This window comes from Bradyrhizobium sp. YR681 (genome assembly GCF_000282615.1).
Taxonomy (GTDB): Bacteria; Pseudomonadota; Alphaproteobacteria; order Rhizobiales; family Xanthobacteraceae; genus Bradyrhizobium.
In genome coordinates, this window is record NZ_AKIY01000345.1 from 1 (window position 1) to 16,668 (window position 16,668).

Genomic DNA, 16,668 nt, shown 5'->3' on the forward strand with positions numbered 1-16,668 from the left:
GGCCGGCTCGAGCCGGTGAAGGCGGAAGCCAAATCGGAACCTGCCAGGAACGACGCTCCGCTGGAACTGCGCCGCTCGACCCAGTGAGCTACGGCGCGGGACGTTTCGCACCTTTTCGTTGAAGACATCCATCGCGCACAAAGCCGCCGCGCCGTAGTCATACGGACGGCGTCTTTCATGCGTTGGTAGCTGTTCGCGCCCCAGTTTGCGTACGGCCGGGGGCGCGGCCCTACACAAGGGTTCAACGATGTCGCTGTACTTTTTCCGCATCAGCACCGGACGCTATTCCGGCGCCGCCGATCAGCCGTACGAGTTCGAGGATCGCGCCGCCGCCTGGACCGAGATGACCGAGGTCTGCGCCAATCTGCTCGGCGGCATCGCGCGCAGCCTGAAGCCGAATGCCAAGTGGAGCATGGAATTGCTCGACGAGAACAAGGAGCCGGTGTTCCGCATCAGCATCGTCGGCGAGTCGGTGACCTGACCCGGCAACGATAGCGCCGCCGTTGACGAACGCGGAGCATGCAAATGCGCGAGGTTTCGTTTTTCTGCTCGTGAAGCGAGTGTAATCCGCCGGTTAAAGCGGGCCTTTCCGTACTTCTACCTAACGCGCCGGGGTCGCACTTAACGTTAATGAACGACCTGCCGGCTAGTCTTCCGGGATGTTCACGCGCTTCGTCGCGGCGATGCGTATCCCGGGATAGTTCAATGTCATTCATTCAGAACCTGCGAATTGGCACCAAGCTCGCCGTCACCTCCGCGCTGACCATCGCCCTCGTCGCGCTGATGATCTTTCTTCAGATGAGCGGAGGCACAGAGGTCCAGAAGCTCAGCAACGGAGCGTCGGGACAGCAGGCGATTGCGCAAAACGCCGCGGAGGCAAAGGCCTCGGTCCGCGGCATGCAGATCGGCATTCGCGACATCCTGACGTCCAACTCGCCGGCCGCGATGCAGAAGGCCGTCACCTATTTCAACGACCGACAGACGGCGGCCCTGAAATTCGCCGGCGAAATGGCCAGGCTTTCCAGGTCGCCCGAAAACCACAAGCGGATCGACCGCCTGACCGTGCTGATCGGCAATTTCAGCAAGGGCCAGCAGCAGATCGAATCCATCCGCAAGCAAGAGCTCGCGCTTGACGCCAAGAAGGATGGCGAAGCGGCGACGCAGCACGCGAAGCTCGTCGCCGAGGTCGATCGCATCCGCAAAGAGAGCCTGATGCCGATCAACGAAGAAATCTCAGAGCTGACCAACCAGATTACCGATTTTGCCAAGCAGAAGAGTGCCGAAGCTCGCGCCGAGGCCGAAGCGGAAGCCGCGTCGCTCGCGCGGACCTCGTTCATCACCGGCATGGTGGTCGCGCTGGTGCTGATCGGTGCGTGCATCTTCTCCGTCTTCAGTATCGCGCGTCCGATGCGCGCGCTGACGGTGGCGATGGAGAAGCTTGCCGGCGGCGACTTCTCCGTGGTGCTGCCGGGTCTCGGCCGCAAGGACGAGGTCGGCGAGGTCGCCGGTGCCGTCGAAAAATTCAAGATCGTGTCCGAGCAGAAGGCGCGCGAGGAAGCCGAAGCCAAGATGCGGCAGGACGAGATCGCGGCCGAGCAGCGCAAGGCCGAGATGCGCCGCCTCGCCGACGGTTTCGAAGGCGCCGTCGGCGAGATCGTCGGGACGGTGTCATCCGCCTCGACCGAGCTCGAAGCATCCGCTACCACGCTGACTGCGACCGCGGAGCGTACGCAGCAACTCACCACCGTGGTCGCGGCAGCTTCCGAAGAAGCCTCCACCAACGTGCAGTCGGTGGCGTCCGCGACCGAGGAACTGTCGTCCTCGATCACCGAGATCAGCCGGCAGGTGCAGGAATCCGCACGCGTGGCGAGCGAAGCCGTCGCCCAGGCGCGCACCACGACCGAACGTGTCAGTGAATTGTCCAAGGCTGCAACGCGTATCGGCGATGTCGTCGAACTGATCAATACCATCGCGGGCCAGACCAATTTGCTGGCGCTCAACGCAACCATCGAGGCGGCGCGCGCCGGCGAGGCCGGCAGGGGATTTGCGGTCGTTGCATCCGAGGTCAAGGCACTCGCCGAGCAGACGGCGAAGGCGACTGGCGAGATCGGCCAGCAGATCTCCGGCATCCAGGCCGCGACGCAGGAATCGGTCGGCGCCATCAGGGATATCAGCGACACCATCGAGAAGCTGTCCGAGATCTCCTCGACCATTGCGGCCGCCGTGGAAGAGCAGGGTGCGGCGACGCAGGAGATTTCCCGCAACGTGCAGCAGGCTGCGCACGGCACGCATCAGGTTTCGTCCAACATCACGGACGTGCAGCGCGGCGCCAGCGAAACGGGATCGGCCTCCTCGCAGGTGTTGTCCGCGGCGCAGATGCTGTCCACCGACAGCGATCGTCTCAAGCTCGAAGTCGGCAGGTTTCTGGACACCGTGCGGGCCGCCTGACGTCGCTGTCACTCCCAGTGATTAACTTGCCAAGCACGCTTTGCGTGCTGGATTTTCAGGGGGTTCCGCGCCGGTCCGGTATTTTTACGGGCGCCGTTGTTAACCAGACTGGAATGGCGAGCGCTCATTTCTTGGGCAAGGGCGATCAACGCCAAGGGCGGCCGGCAATGATTTGGCTGCGCATTTCCTCAGGGAAGTATGCCCATGTTGCGCCTCGTTCAGAATTTGCGGATCGGTATCAAGCTGGCGATCGTTTCGGCGCTCGGCATACTTCTCGTCGTCGCCATGATCGCGAGTCAGATCGTCGGCAACGGAACTGTGCGCCGTTCCAACCAGGCCGCCTTCGCGCAACTGGAGTTGGCGCGGGATGCGATGGAAGCCAAGCTTTCGGTGCGCGGCATGCAACTCGCAGCACGAGACATCCGTCTCGCCGGCAATCCGGGTGAATTACAAAAGGCGAGCGAAACGCTGGTGGAGCGGTCGAAATCGCTGAGCGGCGCGGTTGATGCCATGCTCAAGCTGACGCGTTCGGCGGAAAACCGTGCGCGTATCGAAAAGCTCAAGAGCTTGTCTGCGGACTATGCCAAAGCTGTGCTGCAGAACGCTTCTGTTCGCAGCGAGGCCATTGCCGTGGCAGCCACGGACCCCACCCGCGCCGCCAGGATCTCCGAGGAAGGCACGCGCCTGACCCGTGAGGTGACGCTGCCGATTGCCGCGCAGCTCGACACGTTGACGAACGAAATTGCCGATTTTGCCAGGCACAGAAGCGAGGAAGAGATCGGCCTCGCATGGGAGGAAGCAGCCGCGAGCGAGCGTCTCGGCATGATGGTCGGCGCGTGCGCCGTGCTTGTCCTCATCGGGTCGTGGCTCATGTCCTTCCTGACCATCGCGCGGCCGATCCGCGCGCTCACGGTTGCCATGGACAGGCTCGCCGGTGGCGACTTCTCCGTCGTTCTGCCGGGTCTCGGCCGCAAGGACGAGATCGGCGGCGTCGCGGCGGCCGTCGAGAAGTTCAAGGTCGTGTCGGAGCAGAAGGCGCGCGACGAGGCCGAGGCCAAGATCAGGCAGGATCAGGTCGCGGCCGCGCAACGCAAGGCCGAGATGCACAAGCTCGCCGACGGCTTCGAAGCCGCGATCGGCGAGATCGTCGATACCGTGTCCTCCGCCGCGACCGAACTCGAGGCTTCTGCATCGACGCTCACCTCGACCGCCGAGCGTGGGCAAGGACTCGCCACGATGGTCGCTGCGGCCTCAGAGGAAGCTTCCACCAACGTCCAGTCGGTGGCGTCGGCGACCGAAGAACTGTCGTCCTCGATCACCGAGATCAGCCGCCAGGTGCAGGAATCGGCACGGGTGGCAAGCGAGGCGGTCAACCAGGCCCGTACCACAACCGATCGTGTCGGTGAGTTGTCCCAGGCTGCGATGCGCATTGGCGACGTGGTCGAGCTGATCAACACCATCGCCGGCCAGACCAACCTCCTTGCGCTCAATGCCACCATCGAAGCGGCACGCGCCGGCGAGGCCGGCCGCGGCTTTGCCGTGGTTGCTTCCGAGGTCAAGGCGCTTGCGGAGCAGACCGCGAAGGCGACCGGGGAGATCGGCCAACAGATTGCCAGCATCCAGACCGCGACGGAGTATTCGGTCGGCGCCATCAAGGATATCAGCAACACCATCGAGAAGCTCTCGGAGATCTCCTCGACCATTGCGGCCGCCGTCGAAGAACAGGGCGCGGCGACCCAGGAGATCTCCCGCAACGTGCAGCAGGCGGCGGAGGGCACCCACCAAGTGTCGGCCAACATCACCGACGTGCAGCGCGGGGCGAGCGAGACCGGCTCGGCCTCCTCGCAGGTACTGTCCGCTGCGCAGATGCTGTCCGGCGACAGCAACCGCCTCAAGCTCGAGGTCGGCAGGTTCCTCACCACGGTGCGGGCCGCCTGAGGGCGGCCTTTCTCATCCAGCATCTGCCGGACTGCAACCGCCGCGCGAGGACGCGCGGCGGTTCGCATGCGTTTGCAGTTCGATACCGCGATGCGAAGGGCTGCACGGTTAACTTTCCGGAAAAGCGATGCAGGCATGATCTCCGCAATATTCCGGGTGCTGAGTCGCCCTGCCTGTATTGCGTCCGAATCCTATTGGAGCACATTCGATGAGCGGCCTTTCCATTCGTCTCACCCATAAGGTCATGGCGATCGGACTGCTCGGACTGCTGGGGCTCGCCGGCTTCGGCGCGATCTACGAGATCGGCAGCCTGTCACAGGACGGCTCGCGCGCCGTTGCCAACCGCGCCCGGGCGATCGCCGACCTCGACAAGCAGCTCTCGATCGAGATGCTGGAGGCCCGCCGCAACGAGAAGAATTTCCAGCAGCGCCGGACCGAAAGCTACGCCAGGGCGCATGCCGATCTGATCGGGCCCATCAACCGCGATTTCGACGAGGTGGAGCGGCTGATGGCGGCGGGCGGGATGAGCACGCTGTCGGTCAAGATGAAGTCGGCACAGGACGGCTTCAAACGCTACGTTGCGGATTTCAACGCACTGGTCGCTGCCGAAACCCGGCTCGGGCTGAACGAGACGCTTGGCCTGTCCGGCTCGCTCCGCGCCGCGGTGCACGACATCGAGACCAAGCTGAAGGAGATCGACGATCCCAGGACGACGAGCTGGATGCTGATGATGCGCCGGCACGAGAAGGACTTCATGCTGCGGCGCGACCCGAAATACATCGCCGAGGTGAAGAAGGCCGGCGTTGAATTCTCCAAGGCGATAGAGGTCGTCGCAGTCCCTACGGCGGTGATGAATGACATCACGGCCAAGCTCCAGAAATACCAGTCCGAGTTCGCGGCCTGGGCCGAGACCGCGCAGCAGAGCGCTGCCCTCGACGCCAGCATGATGAAGACCTTCCGGGAGCTCGAGCCTGCGATGGTCGAGGTGCGGACCGTCGTCGATGCCGCGTACAAGCAGGCTGACGCTGCTGAAGCTGCAACACGTGACGCCGTGCGTCTGTGGATGGTCGTTGCCTTCGGTATCACCCTCGTGGTGCTCTCCGGGGTCGGCTTCCTGCTGGGACGGTCGATCTCGAAGGCGCTCGGCGCCATGATCGGCGCGATGACGCGGCTGGCACGCGGCGAGCTTTCGATTTCCGTGCCCGGCGTCGGGCGGAAGGACGAAATCGGCGAGATGGCCGGTGCGGTCGAAGTGTTCAGGACCAATATGGCGGACGCCGAGCGGCTGCGTGCCGAGCAGGCAGAGGCAGATGCACGCGGGCGCGAACGGCGCAAGGCCGACATGCAACGCCTTGCCGATGGATTCGAAGGTGCGGTCGGCGAGATCATCGAGACCGTGTCATCGGCGGCAACCGAGCTCGAGGCGTCCTCCAACACGCTGACGCAGGCCGCCGAGCGCGGCAACGGACTTGCCACAGCGGTGGCCGCGGCCTCCGAAGAGGCCTCCGCGAACGTGCAGTCGGTCTCGTCCGCGAGCGAGGAGATGACTTCCTCAATCTCCGAGATCAGCCGCCAGGTGCAGGAATCGGCGCGCGTCGCCGACGTCGCGGTGGAGCAGGCCCAGCGTACCAATGCGCGCGTCGCCGAGCTGACCAAGGCAGCCGGCCGCATCGGCGATGTGGTCGAGCTGATCAACACCATCGCCAGCCAGACCAATCTCCTGGCGCTCAATGCCACGATCGAGGCGGCACGGGCAGGCGAGGCCGGCAAGGGCTTTGCGGTGGTCGCGACCGAGGTGAAGGCGCTTGCCGAGCAGACCGCGAAGGCGACGGGCGAGATCAGCCAGCACATCGGTGCGATCCAGACTGCGACGCAGGACTCCGTCGGCGCGATCAAGGAGATCGGCGACACCATCGCGCGGATGTCGGAGATCTCGTCGACCATCGCCGCGGCGGTGGAAGAGCAGGGCGCCGCGACGCAGGAGATCTCCCGCAACATCCAGCATGCGGCGCACGGCACCTCCGAAGTCTCGGCGAATATCGGCAACGTTCAGCGCGGCGCCGGCGAGACCGGGGCTGCGTCGGCGCAGGTCCATGCGGCCGCGCAGTCGCTCTCGCAGGAGAGCAACCGTCTGAAGAGCGAGGTCGCGCGTTTTCTGGATTCCGTGCGTGCAGCGTAGCGACGTCTGTCCGCCGTTTCAGCGGAACAGGGATGGAAGCGCGGTATGGTGGTGCGGTGCAGCGGGATATTTGCGCCGCAGCAACAGATGGTTGCAGAGAAAATAATGTCGGTGACGTCGTCCCCGTAGTTTCACGTAGGTTCCTGTTAACGCCTGTTTGCAACTATGGGCGCAATCTTACCGGATAAGAACCAGCCAGCATTGTTGGAATGACTTCCGCTCTCTCGTCCGTCGCGACGATTGCGGCGCGGGTGACTTGTGCGTTGCTAGGTATCATCGGGATTTGTCGTGATGTCGAAATTGTCGATCGTCTTCAAGCTTCTGACCGTGCTGTCGGTCCTCGTGTTGTCGCTCGCGGGCGTCGGCGTGACCGCAATCGGCACCATGCAGAACATCAATTCACACACCGTCGAGATCGCGGAGAGCTGGCTCCCGAGCGTGCGTGCGCTCGGCTCGATCCGCGCCGACGTCAACGAGCTGCGCGTCGCGCTTCGCCTGCACTTGATGCAGGACAGCGCCGAGGGCAAGGACGCCGCAGAAAAGCGCCTCACCTCGCTGCAGGGTCGCATCGACCAGACCCGCAAGATCTACGAGCCGCTGATCACTACGGCCGAGGAGCGTTCGCTTTACGAGCAATGGACCAAGGCGTGGGCCGAGTATCTGAACGGCGTGCAGGACGTGATGGCGCTGTCGCGCAAGAGCCTCGGCAAGTTCCCGGCCGACGCCAACGAGATGTTGCAGACCAAGGTCGCAAAGATGGCCCAGGCGGCCGATCCGTTGCTCCAGAAGGGCATCGAGATGAACAACCGCGGCGCCGAGCTGGAGACGAAGCAGGCGGCCGACAGCTATGCCATGATCTTCCGTGTGCTGGTCGGCATCATCGTCGTTTCGGTCGTGATCGCGATCGGCGCCGCCTATTATCTCGTGCGCGACGTTTCTCGCGGTATTGCATCGATCATCGAGCCGATGCAGTCGCTCGGCGAGGGCGACCTCTCGGCCGAGGTGCCGCATCGCGGCGAGAAGACCGAGATCGGCTCGATGGCTGATGCGCTCCAGATCTTCAAGGAAGCGCTGATCGCCAAGAAGGCCGCCGACGAGGCGGCGAGACTCGACGCCGAGGCCAAGATCGAGCGCGGCCGTCGTGTCGATGCCATCACCCGCAAGTTCGAGGCCATGATCGGCGAAGTCGTCGGCACCGTCTCCTCGGCCTCGACCGAGCTCGAGGCCTCCGCGTCGACGCTGACCAGCACCGCGCAGCGCGGCCAGGAACTCGCGACCGTGGTCGCCGCGGCGTCCGAGGAAGCCTCCACCAACGTCCAGGCGGTCGCCTCCGCATCCGAGGAGCTGTCGTCCTCGATCACCGAGATCAGCCGCCGCGTGCAGGATTCGGCGCGGATGGCGGCGGAAGCGGTCGAGCAGGCGGCGCGGACCAATGAGCGCGTCAACGCACTGTCGCTGGCCGCCTCCCGCATCGGCGACGTCGTCGAGCTGATCAACACCATCGCGGGCCAGACCAATCTGCTGGCGCTCAATGCCACCATCGAAGCGGCGCGCGCGGGCGAAGCCGGCCGCGGCTTCGCGGTCGTCGCGTCCGAAGTCAAGGCGCTGGCCGAGCAGACCGCCAAGGCGACCGGCGAGATCGGGGCGCAGGTGTCGGGCATCCAGGCCGCAACGCAGGAATCCGTCAGCGCCATCCAGGAGATCGGCGGCACCATCGAGCGGCTGTCCGAAGTGTCCGCGGCGATTGCCGCTGCCGTCGAGGAGCAGGGCGCGGCGACGCAGGAGATCTCGCGCAACGTCCAGCAGGCCTCGGTCGGCACGCAGGAGGTCTCGGCGAACATCACCGACGTGCAGCGCGGTGCGATCGAGACCGGCGAGGCCTCGACCGAAGTGCTGTCGGCGGCGAAATCGCTGGCGACCGACAGCACGCGCCTCAAGGTCGAGGTCGCGCAGTTCCTGGATTCGGTCCGCGCGGCGTAGAAGCGGCGTGCGTTTGTGGTTCACCTCTCCCCGCTGGGGAGAGGTGAAACCTCAACAGCCCCCTACGCGCCCGTCTGCGGAGCCGGCGGCGGCACCTGCCGCCGGAACAGGATGCGCTGGTAGAGCCAGCCGATCGCGACCAGCACGATTCCGAGGCACATGAACGACAGCGCGCGATAGACGCCTGTCAGCGTCGACATGTCGATCACGAAGGCCTTCAGGATCGTGAGCGCGATGACAGCGGCAGACGCCAGCCGCGCCCGCTCCGAGTTGACTGATATGCCGACGCCGAGCAGCACCACGCCGAAGGCCAGCCAGCCGATCGAATAGGTGTATTGCTCCGCGCCCGTGGTCGGTCCGGTGGAGAGGATCGGGCCGTGATAGAAACGGCGGATCTCCAGCGTCACATAAGCGAGCGCGAACAGCAGCGCCCCGCCCGCAATCGTGTTGGCATAGGCCTTGCCGCGCTCGCCGACCACGGCATAGGACAGCAGAAGCAGCAGCACCGCCGGCAGTGCGTAGCCGAGCAGCAGCAGATTGAACACGGCGCCGCCGACATCGACGCGCCAGATCAGCGGATTCTCCAGGATGAAGAGGCCGAACACGCTGATGAGGCCGCCGATCGCGGTCAGGATGACGGCGCCGACATTGTGCACGATGCTGCGGCTGCGCAGCCGCAGGCGCTCCAGCCCGATCGCCATGGCGAACGCGATGCAGACCTGAAGCGCGCATTCGAGCAGCGACGGCGCGTCGGCCATGTGGCCGCCGGTGGCGAAATGACGGATCTCCGTGAAGGCGAGCAGCGCCGTGACCAGGATCGCGGCGGCCTCGACCACGCGCAGCGGCGGGTCGTCGCCACGGCGGCGCAGGAAGATGCTCGCGCCCCAGAACGAGGCCGCGGGCAGGCCGTAGCCCCACAGCAACCAGTTGAAGATCGGCGTCGTGCCGACGGCATCGCCGACGATGCGCGGATCATAGGCGATGCGTGCGGTGACGATCGCCGCGAAGACCGCCGCGAGCCGGCGCAGGACCGGGATCGGCCGCTGCAACGAGATCCAGGCGGTGCCGAGCGACATCAGCGCCAGCGCGATGGTGAGCCAGCCCTTCTCCAGCGCAAACGTCAGCGCCAGCGCCAGCGCTCCGAGCGTGCCGGTCGCGAACAGCGCGACAGAGGTTGCCACGCCCGGTCGATCTTCGCGGCGCGAGAGCACCTCAGTAGCGGCGCCAAAGGCCGCGGCCAGCAGCACCGCGAGGATCGCGAACGGGACCGAGCGGTCGAGATGGGCGATGCGCGCATAGAGCGCGACGAGGATCGCGATCGGCGTGGCGACGCCCGCCGCCGACCACACCACGGGAATGATCGGCGAGTTCGAACGGCCCTGTGCGAGAAAGCCGGCGACGCCGAAGCCGGCGGCGAAGATTGCGGCCATCGCAAGATGCAGCGTCACGGAGCCGTCGGTCGCTGTTGGTCCGACGCCGGGCAGGGGGCCGCCCGGCAGCACCAGCATGTCCGGATTGGCGCGCACCGCCCATTCGGCGAACACGATGAAGACGGTCGCAGCGGCCGCGCCGAGCGCGCCGGTGGCCGCCGGTGCACGCCAGGCGACGAGCAGCGTCGCTGCGACGAGCAGCGTGAAGGCGATCAGCGCCAGATCCGCATGCGTGCTCGACAGCACGATCAGCATCGCACCGAACAGATAGGCGCCGAGCGAGCTCGACGACACCGGCTCGATCTCGCCGTCCTCGATATCAGGGCCGAACATGAAGCCGCAGACGACGAGCAGCGCGGCGAGCACGAAGCCCGCGATCGCATGGAAGGCGTGCGGCGCGACCTGCATATCGCGGGTGTCCAGGCCCGGGAAGATCCAGAGCACGGCAAAGGCGATGGTGGTCACGGCAAGCCAGCGCCATAGCCGGATGCGGGCGAGGCCGAAGCTCGCGGCGGTGACGATGGCAAGATAGATGTAGAGTGCCCAATAGTCCGCCTTGCCGCTGGAGACGAGGATCGGCGTCACGAACGCACCGACGACGCCGAGGCCCGCGAGCGCAGGCCCGTGCAGCAGCGCGGCGGCCAGCGTGCCCATCGCAACGATGCCGAGCAGCACGAAGGCTGTGGCGGGCACGAGGAAATCGTACAGCGCGTAGGCCGCATAGATGGTCGCAAACGCCACCGCCGTTCCGGCCGCGGTGAGGATCGCGGGGATGTTGGCGATCGGCAGCGCCTGGATCTCGGAGATGCTTTCCTTGCGCCGCGACCATTCACCCGCGCCGAGCAGCGCGGCTGCAAACAGGCCGCCGAGGAACACGCGCACGCCGGGGCCGACGAGGCCGGCCTCGATCGAATAGCGCACCATGAAGAAGCCGCCGAGCGCGAGCGCAAGGCCGCCGATCCACACCACCCAGCGGGTGCCGAGACGCTCCTCGAAGCCAGGCTCTCTGATTTCGGGCGCCGGCGCCGGGAGCGGCGGCGGTGCAGCGATCTCCGGGCTCGCTGCGAGCGGCGGCGGGGACACCTCGTCGGTGACGGGCGGAGGCGGTGCGGCCTCGGCTTCCGGCGCAAGCGGCGGCGGTTCGGCGGCGGTTGTTGCGCGGGCTTCGGCACGCACCTGCGCAGGCATCAACGGCGGCGGCTGCACCACGCGCCGTTGCGCGTAAAACATCTCTTCGAGCGCGTTCAACTTTCGGCGCAGCTCGGCCGTCTGGCTCGAGGCCTTGATCGCGATCAGGATGGCGATGATCGCAATGATCAGCGCAAAGACGTCAAACGGGCCGTCGAACATGAAGCCTCCAGGCAACCGGCAGACAGGGGCCGGTCACGCAAATCTCAGGGGTTAGCGCCGGGAGCGGACGCGCAAGCCCGGCGCGGGCCGCTCCTGGAGCACGTCGCGGCGGAAGCGGTAGAGCGCGGCCGGCCGTCCGCCCGTCTGTGTCGACATCACCCCGGTCGGTTCGACCAGGGCTTCGGTTTCGACCAAACGGCGGAAATTTTGTTTGTGCAGGTGCCGGCCGGAGATCGCCTCGACCGTGTACTGCAATTCAGTGAGTGTGAATTCGGCGGGCAAAAGTTCAAACACCACAGGACGATACTTCAATTTCGCGCGCAGCCGCGCGATCGCTGTGGCAAGGATCCGGCGATGATCGAAGCGCATGGAGGTGCCGAGCGCGGGCAGCGTCTTGCGCGCTAATGCCGCAGGACGGCCGTCGCGTCGCGCCTCCTCGATCAGCCCGGCCTCGTAGAGCAGCTCGTAACGGTCGAGCACGCGCTCCTCGTCCCAGGGGGCGCCGTCGAGCCCGAAATAGAACCGCACGCGATCCCGGCGCGGCAGCGCGCGCGTCGTCTCCGGCGTCTCCTGCTCGGCCCAGTCCGCCAGCGCCGGAATGATGTCGCGGGCGATGATCGCGGGCGGCTCCTCGCGCCAGTCTTCCCACGGCAGGAAGCGATACCACGGCTCGAAGCTCGCGCCCGTGGCCGCGAGCTCGCCGCCGACGGCGCGTGTGAGCGCGAGATAGCCGATCGACACCATATGCGCGCCGGTGTCGCCGGCCTCGGCATGACGGCCGCGATCGCCAAAAGTGTAGAGCTGCTCGACATAGCCGAGCCGTAGGCCCGCCTGTTCCTCGACCCATGCACGCAGGCCGATCTCGAAGGTGCGATGGCTCAGCGCATCGAACGGGCCGAACGGCAGGCCGGCCAGCCCGTCAGTGCCGCGCGCGGTGAGGATCAGCGGCTCATGATCTTCGATCGCGACGATCGCCGCGGTCAGGCCGATCTCGATCGGCGTCAGTCTGTCGCTCATGCGGCTGATGTCGCAGCTGTCATTCGAGCTCGATCACGAAGGGGCGGCCCTCGACCATCATCGCGCCCGGGCCCATCTCGTCGAGTGCGCGCAGCATGCGGCCGTTGCGGCCCAATGCGCGGTCGGCAAGACCGACGATGCGCCGGTTCGGCGAGGCGATCGGCGAGGCCGCACGGATCTTCCTGGCGATCTCGATCTCGTCGCGGTCCGGGTTGAGGGCACAGACGGCCGCGAATGCGCTCGCGGTGGAGCGGCTGATGCCGGCGTAACAATGCACCACCAGCGGTGCATTGCGGTCCCAGCCGCGCACGAAGTTCAGCACCTGGTCGATATGGGCCTCGGACGGTGCGACAAAGCCGTCCATCTCCTCGGTGATGTCGTCCATCGACACCTTGAGATGGTTGGCCGGCAGCACCGACACCGGCCGCGCCACCTGCTCGACATTGGCCATCACGGTCAGCACATGGCTGGCCCCGGTGAGGCGGACGGTTTCGGGAAGGGCGGCAAGGGAACAGACGTGGATCATGGCGGACCTTTTTCTTGATTATAGCCGGTGCCGTAGGGTGGGCAAAGCGAAGCGTGCCCACGCCTTTTTATGCAATCGCGAGAACACGTGGGCACGGCGCAAGTGCGCCTTTGCCCACCCCTACGGCACCTACACTTCGGGGCTCACGCAAACACCGCGCCGAACCGTTCCAGAAACTGCTTCTCGGCCCGCGCCGCGGTCCAGGGCGTGAGGTAGTCGCGCCGGACGCTGTCGGAGAGGCCGGGGTCCTTGCCGAACAACCGCTTGGCCTCGGCGTCGCTGAAGCCGGCGAGCTCGGTTGCCTCGAGGTAAGCCGCGCCGCGATCGGCGGCCTTGATGGCTTGTGTGATCTCGTCGGCCAGCACCGGCGGCAGGCCGAAGCGGATATGGATGGCGCCGAGCAGGCGCTTCTCGACCGCCTTGTAATGGCCGTCGAGCACGGCCTTGAACGGCGAGATCATGTCGCCGATCACATATTCGGGCGCATCGTGCAGCAGCGCGGCCAGCCGCACGCGCTGGTCGACGCGCGGCATCTCATGCCGCAGCACGGTTTCAACAAGCAGCGTGTGCTGCGCGACCGAGAAGATGTGCGCGCCGGTCGTCTGCCCGTTCCAGCGCGCCACGCGCGCCAGCCCATGCGCGATGTCGGCGATCTCGATATCGAGCGGGGAAGGATCGAGCAGGTCGAGCCGCCGGCCCGACAGCATGCGCTGCCAGGCGCGGGATTCCGCGCCGCGCGCGGTCTTCTTCGCGCTCATTTGATCTTGAGGCGCGGCTTGCGCTGCGCCTTGCCGCAGCTGGCGTGGCAGTGGCAGTCGATCAGATGATCGTTGACCATGCCGGTCGCCTCCATGAAGGCGTAGACGATGGTCGGGCCGACGAATTTGAAGCCGCGCGAGGACAGCTCCTTGGAGATCTGCACGGACAGCGGTGTCGAAGTCGGCACGCTCGCGGTGGTCTTGAACTGGTTGACCTTGGGCTTTCCGCCCATGAAGTCCCACAGCAGTTTCGAGAAGCCCGGGCCCTTCTCCATGATGTCGAGATACGACCGCGCGCTCAGGATCGCGCCGTCGATCTTGGCGCGGTTGCGCACGATGCCGGCATCGTTCATCAGCGCGTGCACCTTCTTGTCGTTGTAGCGCGCGATCTTCTCCGGCTGGAAATCGTCGAAGGCTTTGCGGAAATTGTCGCGCTTGCGCAAAATCGTGATCCAGGACAGGCCGGCCTGAAAACCGTCGAGGATCAGCTTCTCGTAGAGCGCGCGGTCGTCATATTCAGGCACGCCCCATTCGGTGTCGTGATAGGCGACATAGAGCGGATCTTCGCCGGGCCAGGGGCAGCGCGTCTTTCCGTCGGGATGCAGGCGGGGAGCACGGCTCATGCGATGGGCTGCTTGGCTGGGATACGCACCACGTCGGGTTCGGCAAGCGTCAACGCGACGCCTCCGGCGCTGAGCGGCTGATGTGCATCGAGCGCGTCGGCGACGCGGTCGATGCGGACCAGCGCGATGCCCTTGCCGTCGGCGGAGGAGCCGATGGTGCCGACCGGCTTGTCGCCGGCGAGAATGGTCGCGCCCGCCTCCGGCGAGGGGCCGTCGAGCAGCACCTTCACGCTGCGGGTGCGCGCGGTGCCGCGATGCTGCATGCGCGAGACGACCTCCTGGCCGACATAGCAGCCCTTGTCGAAATCGACGCCGGCGAGGCGATCCATGTTGGTCTCGTGCGGGAACGCATCGCTGTATGTGAAATCGAGCCCGCCGCGCGGCACGCCGAGCGCGATGCGGTGCGCCTCGTAGTCGGCGGCATCGACGAGCTCGGCGCCGATCAGGTCGGAGAGTTTCTGCTTGAGATCCTCGGGGATCAGGATGCGAGAGCCAAGCTCGGCATGGCGCGGATCGGCGAAGGCAAGGTCCGGCTGCGCCGCAAGCTGGCCGTCCCAGGCCGCGAGCACGCCGAGATCGAGGTTTTCCACACTGACCTTGGCGCGCAGCTTGTAGAATTTCAGCTTGGTGGCGAGGCCATCTGCCAGCGCCTTCGGGCAGTCGATCAGGAACCCGCCGCCATGACCGGCGGGGATCTCCGTGATCAGGAAATCCACGATGATCTTGCCCTGCGGCGTCAGCAGCGCGCCGAATCGCCCCAGGCCCGGCTTGAGCCTGTCGAGATCGGTCGTGATGAGGCCGTTGAGGAAGTTGCGCGCATCCTCGCCCGCGACCTTGACCACGCCCCGGTCGGGAAGAAACGCTGATTTCATGCGAAAATCTCTTGCGACATGTTGCTCCGGAACGTAAGCCCGCGGGGATTAAACGACAAGACCTCAAGCCCTGCGCTTGGGGACGAGAGAGGCCTCCAGCCATGACCCAGCGCTTCGATGTGATCCTCAAAGGCGGCACCGTCGTCAACCAGGACGGCGAGGGCATTCGCGATATCGGCATCACCAATGGCCGCATCGCCGAGCTGGGCCCGCTGTCGCAGGCCTCCGCCGCCGAGGTCATCGACTGCAAGGGCCTCCACATCCTGCCGGGCGTGATGGACACGCAGGTGCATTTCCGCGAGCCCGGCCTGGAGCAGAAGGAAGACCTCGAGACCGGTTCGCGCAGCGCCGTGATGGGCGGCGTCACCGCCGTGTTCGAGATGCCGAACACCTCGCCGCTCACGGTGACGGAGGCCACCTTCTCCGACAAGATCAAGCGCGCCCATCACCGCATGCATTGCGATTTCGCCTTCTTCATCGGCGGCACCCGCGAGAACGTGCAGGACCTGCCGGTGCTCGAGCGCGCGCCGGGCTGCGCGGGCGTGAAAGTCTTCATCGGCTCCTCGACCGGCGCGCTGCTGGTGGAGGACGACGAGAGCCTGCGCCGCATCTTCCAGGTGATCCGCCGCCGCGCCGCGTTCCACGCCGAGGACGAATACCGTCTCAACGAGCGCAAGCCGCTGCGCATCGAGGGCGACACGCGTTCGCACCCGGTCTGGCGCGACGAGACCGCGGCGCTGATGGCGACGCAGCGTCTGGTCAAGCTCGCGCACGAGACGGGCAAGCGCATCCACGTGCTTCACATCTCAACCAAGGAAGAGATCGAGTTCCTGCGCGACCACAAGGATGTCGCCTCCTGCGAGGCGACGCCGCACCACCTCACGCTGGTCGCGCCCGATTGCTACGAGCGCCTCGGCACGCTCGCGCAGATGAACCCGCCGGTGCGCGGCGCCGATCACCGCGCCGGCATCTGGCGCGGCATTGAGCAGGGCATCATCGACGTGCTCGGCTCCGACCACGCTCCGCATACGCTGGAGGAAAAGCAGAAGACCTATCCGGCTTCGCCCTCCGGCATGACCGGCGTGCAGACGCTGGTGCCGCTGATGCTCGACCACGTCAACGCGGGGCGGCTGTCGCTGGCACGCTTCGTCGACCTCACCAGCGCCGGCCCCGCACGGCTCTACAACATGGCCTGCAAGGGCCGCATCGCCGCGGGCTACGACGCCGACTTCACGGTCGTCGATTTGAAGCGCAGCGAGACCATCACCAACAAATGGGTGGCGTCGAAGGCCGGCTGGACGCCCTATGACGGCGTCCGCGTCACCGGCTGGCCCGTCGGCACCTTCATCCGCGGCCGCCAGGTGATGTGGCAGGGCGAACTCGTGACGGCCTCGCAGGGCGAGCCGGTGCGGTTTCTGGAGACGCTGAAGCAGTAGGCGGCTTCTGTCGGGGGACGACGCTCCATCCCCGTCATTGCGAGCGCAGCGAGGCAATCCAGAATCCTTCCGCGGCGGCAGTCTGGATTGCTTCGCTTCGCTCGCAATGAC

The 16,668-nt window shown here is 66.0% G+C and carries 12 protein-coding genes; 6 read left to right on the forward strand and 6 right to left on the reverse strand.

Annotation, left to right across the window (positions count from 1 at the left end; all coding sequences use genetic code 11):
- The first annotated feature begins 247 nt into the window (after nucleotides 1–247).
- The 5 genes from PMI42_RS37090 to PMI42_RS37110 all read left to right on the forward strand — a co-directional run bounded on the left by PMI42_RS37090 (nucleotide 248) and on the right by PMI42_RS37110 (nucleotide 8,545).
- Nucleotides 248–481, forward strand: a complete 234-nt coding sequence (locus PMI42_RS37090; protein WP_008145158.1) for a DUF6894 family protein — start codon at nucleotides 248–250, stop codon at nucleotides 479–481.
- Nucleotides 482–705: 224 nt separating this feature from the next.
- On the forward strand, nucleotides 706–2,448 hold the full coding sequence (locus PMI42_RS37095) for a methyl-accepting chemotaxis protein (RefSeq protein WP_008145160.1): 1,743 nt from the start codon (nucleotides 706–708) through the stop codon (nucleotides 2,446–2,448).
- Nucleotides 2,449–2,652: 204 nt separating this feature from the next.
- A complete protein-coding gene (locus PMI42_RS37100) occupies nucleotides 2,653–4,386 on the forward strand; it encodes a methyl-accepting chemotaxis protein (RefSeq protein ID WP_008145161.1) in 1,734 nt (577 codons plus the stop codon).
- A 208-nt stretch (nucleotides 4,387–4,594) separates the two neighbouring features.
- Nucleotides 4,595–6,565 (forward strand): methyl-accepting chemotaxis protein, encoded by a 1,971-nt coding sequence (locus tag PMI42_RS37105; protein WP_008145163.1) that lies wholly within the window; start codon nucleotides 4,595–4,597, stop codon nucleotides 6,563–6,565.
- A gap of 291 nt (nucleotides 6,566–6,856) precedes the next feature.
- Complete coding sequence (locus PMI42_RS37110) at nucleotides 6,857–8,545, forward strand: methyl-accepting chemotaxis protein (protein ID WP_008145164.1); 1,689 nt, start codon at nucleotides 6,857–6,859, stop codon at nucleotides 8,543–8,545.
- A gap of 62 nt (nucleotides 8,546–8,607) precedes the next feature.
- Here PMI42_RS37110 and PMI42_RS37115 read toward each other — a convergent pair whose 3' ends face one another.
- The 6 genes from PMI42_RS37115 to ygfZ all read right to left on the reverse strand — a co-directional run bounded on the left by PMI42_RS37115 (nucleotide 8,608) and on the right by ygfZ (nucleotide 15,121).
- Nucleotides 8,608–11,325 carry a DUF2339 domain-containing protein gene (locus PMI42_RS37115; RefSeq protein WP_008145165.1) on the reverse strand — a complete coding sequence of 906 codons (2,718 nt, stop codon included), beginning with the start codon at nucleotides 11,323–11,325 and terminating at the stop codon, nucleotides 8,608–8,610.
- Nucleotides 11,326–11,376: 51 nt separating this feature from the next.
- Nucleotides 11,377–12,342, reverse strand: coding sequence for an NUDIX hydrolase (locus PMI42_RS37120; protein WP_008145166.1), 966 nt, complete (start codon nucleotides 12,340–12,342; stop codon nucleotides 11,377–11,379).
- Nucleotides 12,343–12,361: 19 nt separating this feature from the next.
- Entirely contained in the window at nucleotides 12,362–12,868 is a 507-nt protein-coding gene (locus PMI42_RS37125; RefSeq protein ID WP_008145167.1) for a tyrosine phosphatase family protein, read from the reverse strand.
- 143 nt (nucleotides 12,869–13,011) lie between these two features.
- Nucleotides 13,012–13,626, reverse strand: a complete 615-nt coding sequence (locus tag PMI42_RS37130) for a YfbR-like 5'-deoxynucleotidase (protein WP_008145168.1) — start codon at nucleotides 13,624–13,626, stop codon at nucleotides 13,012–13,014.
- Nucleotides 13,623–14,249 (reverse strand): DNA-3-methyladenine glycosylase I, encoded by a 627-nt coding sequence (locus tag PMI42_RS37135; RefSeq protein WP_008145171.1) that lies wholly within the window; start codon nucleotides 14,247–14,249, stop codon nucleotides 13,623–13,625. Before PMI42_RS37135 ends, PMI42_RS37130 begins: the two co-directional genes overlap by 4 nt.
- Nucleotides 14,246–15,121, reverse strand: coding sequence for a CAF17-like 4Fe-4S cluster assembly/insertion protein YgfZ (gene ygfZ, locus PMI42_RS37140; protein WP_008145173.1), 876 nt, complete (start codon nucleotides 15,119–15,121; stop codon nucleotides 14,246–14,248). Before ygfZ ends, PMI42_RS37135 begins: the two co-directional genes overlap by 4 nt.
- A gap of 101 nt (nucleotides 15,122–15,222) precedes the next feature.
- On the opposite strand from ygfZ, the gene PMI42_RS37145 reads away from it, so the two are divergent.
- The gene (locus PMI42_RS37145) at nucleotides 15,223–16,557 is read left to right on the forward strand and encodes a dihydroorotase (protein WP_008145174.1); all 1,335 of its coding nucleotides are present in this window, start codon (nucleotides 15,223–15,225) and stop codon (nucleotides 16,555–16,557) included.
- The last annotated feature ends 111 nt before the right edge of the window (nucleotides 16,558–16,668 follow it).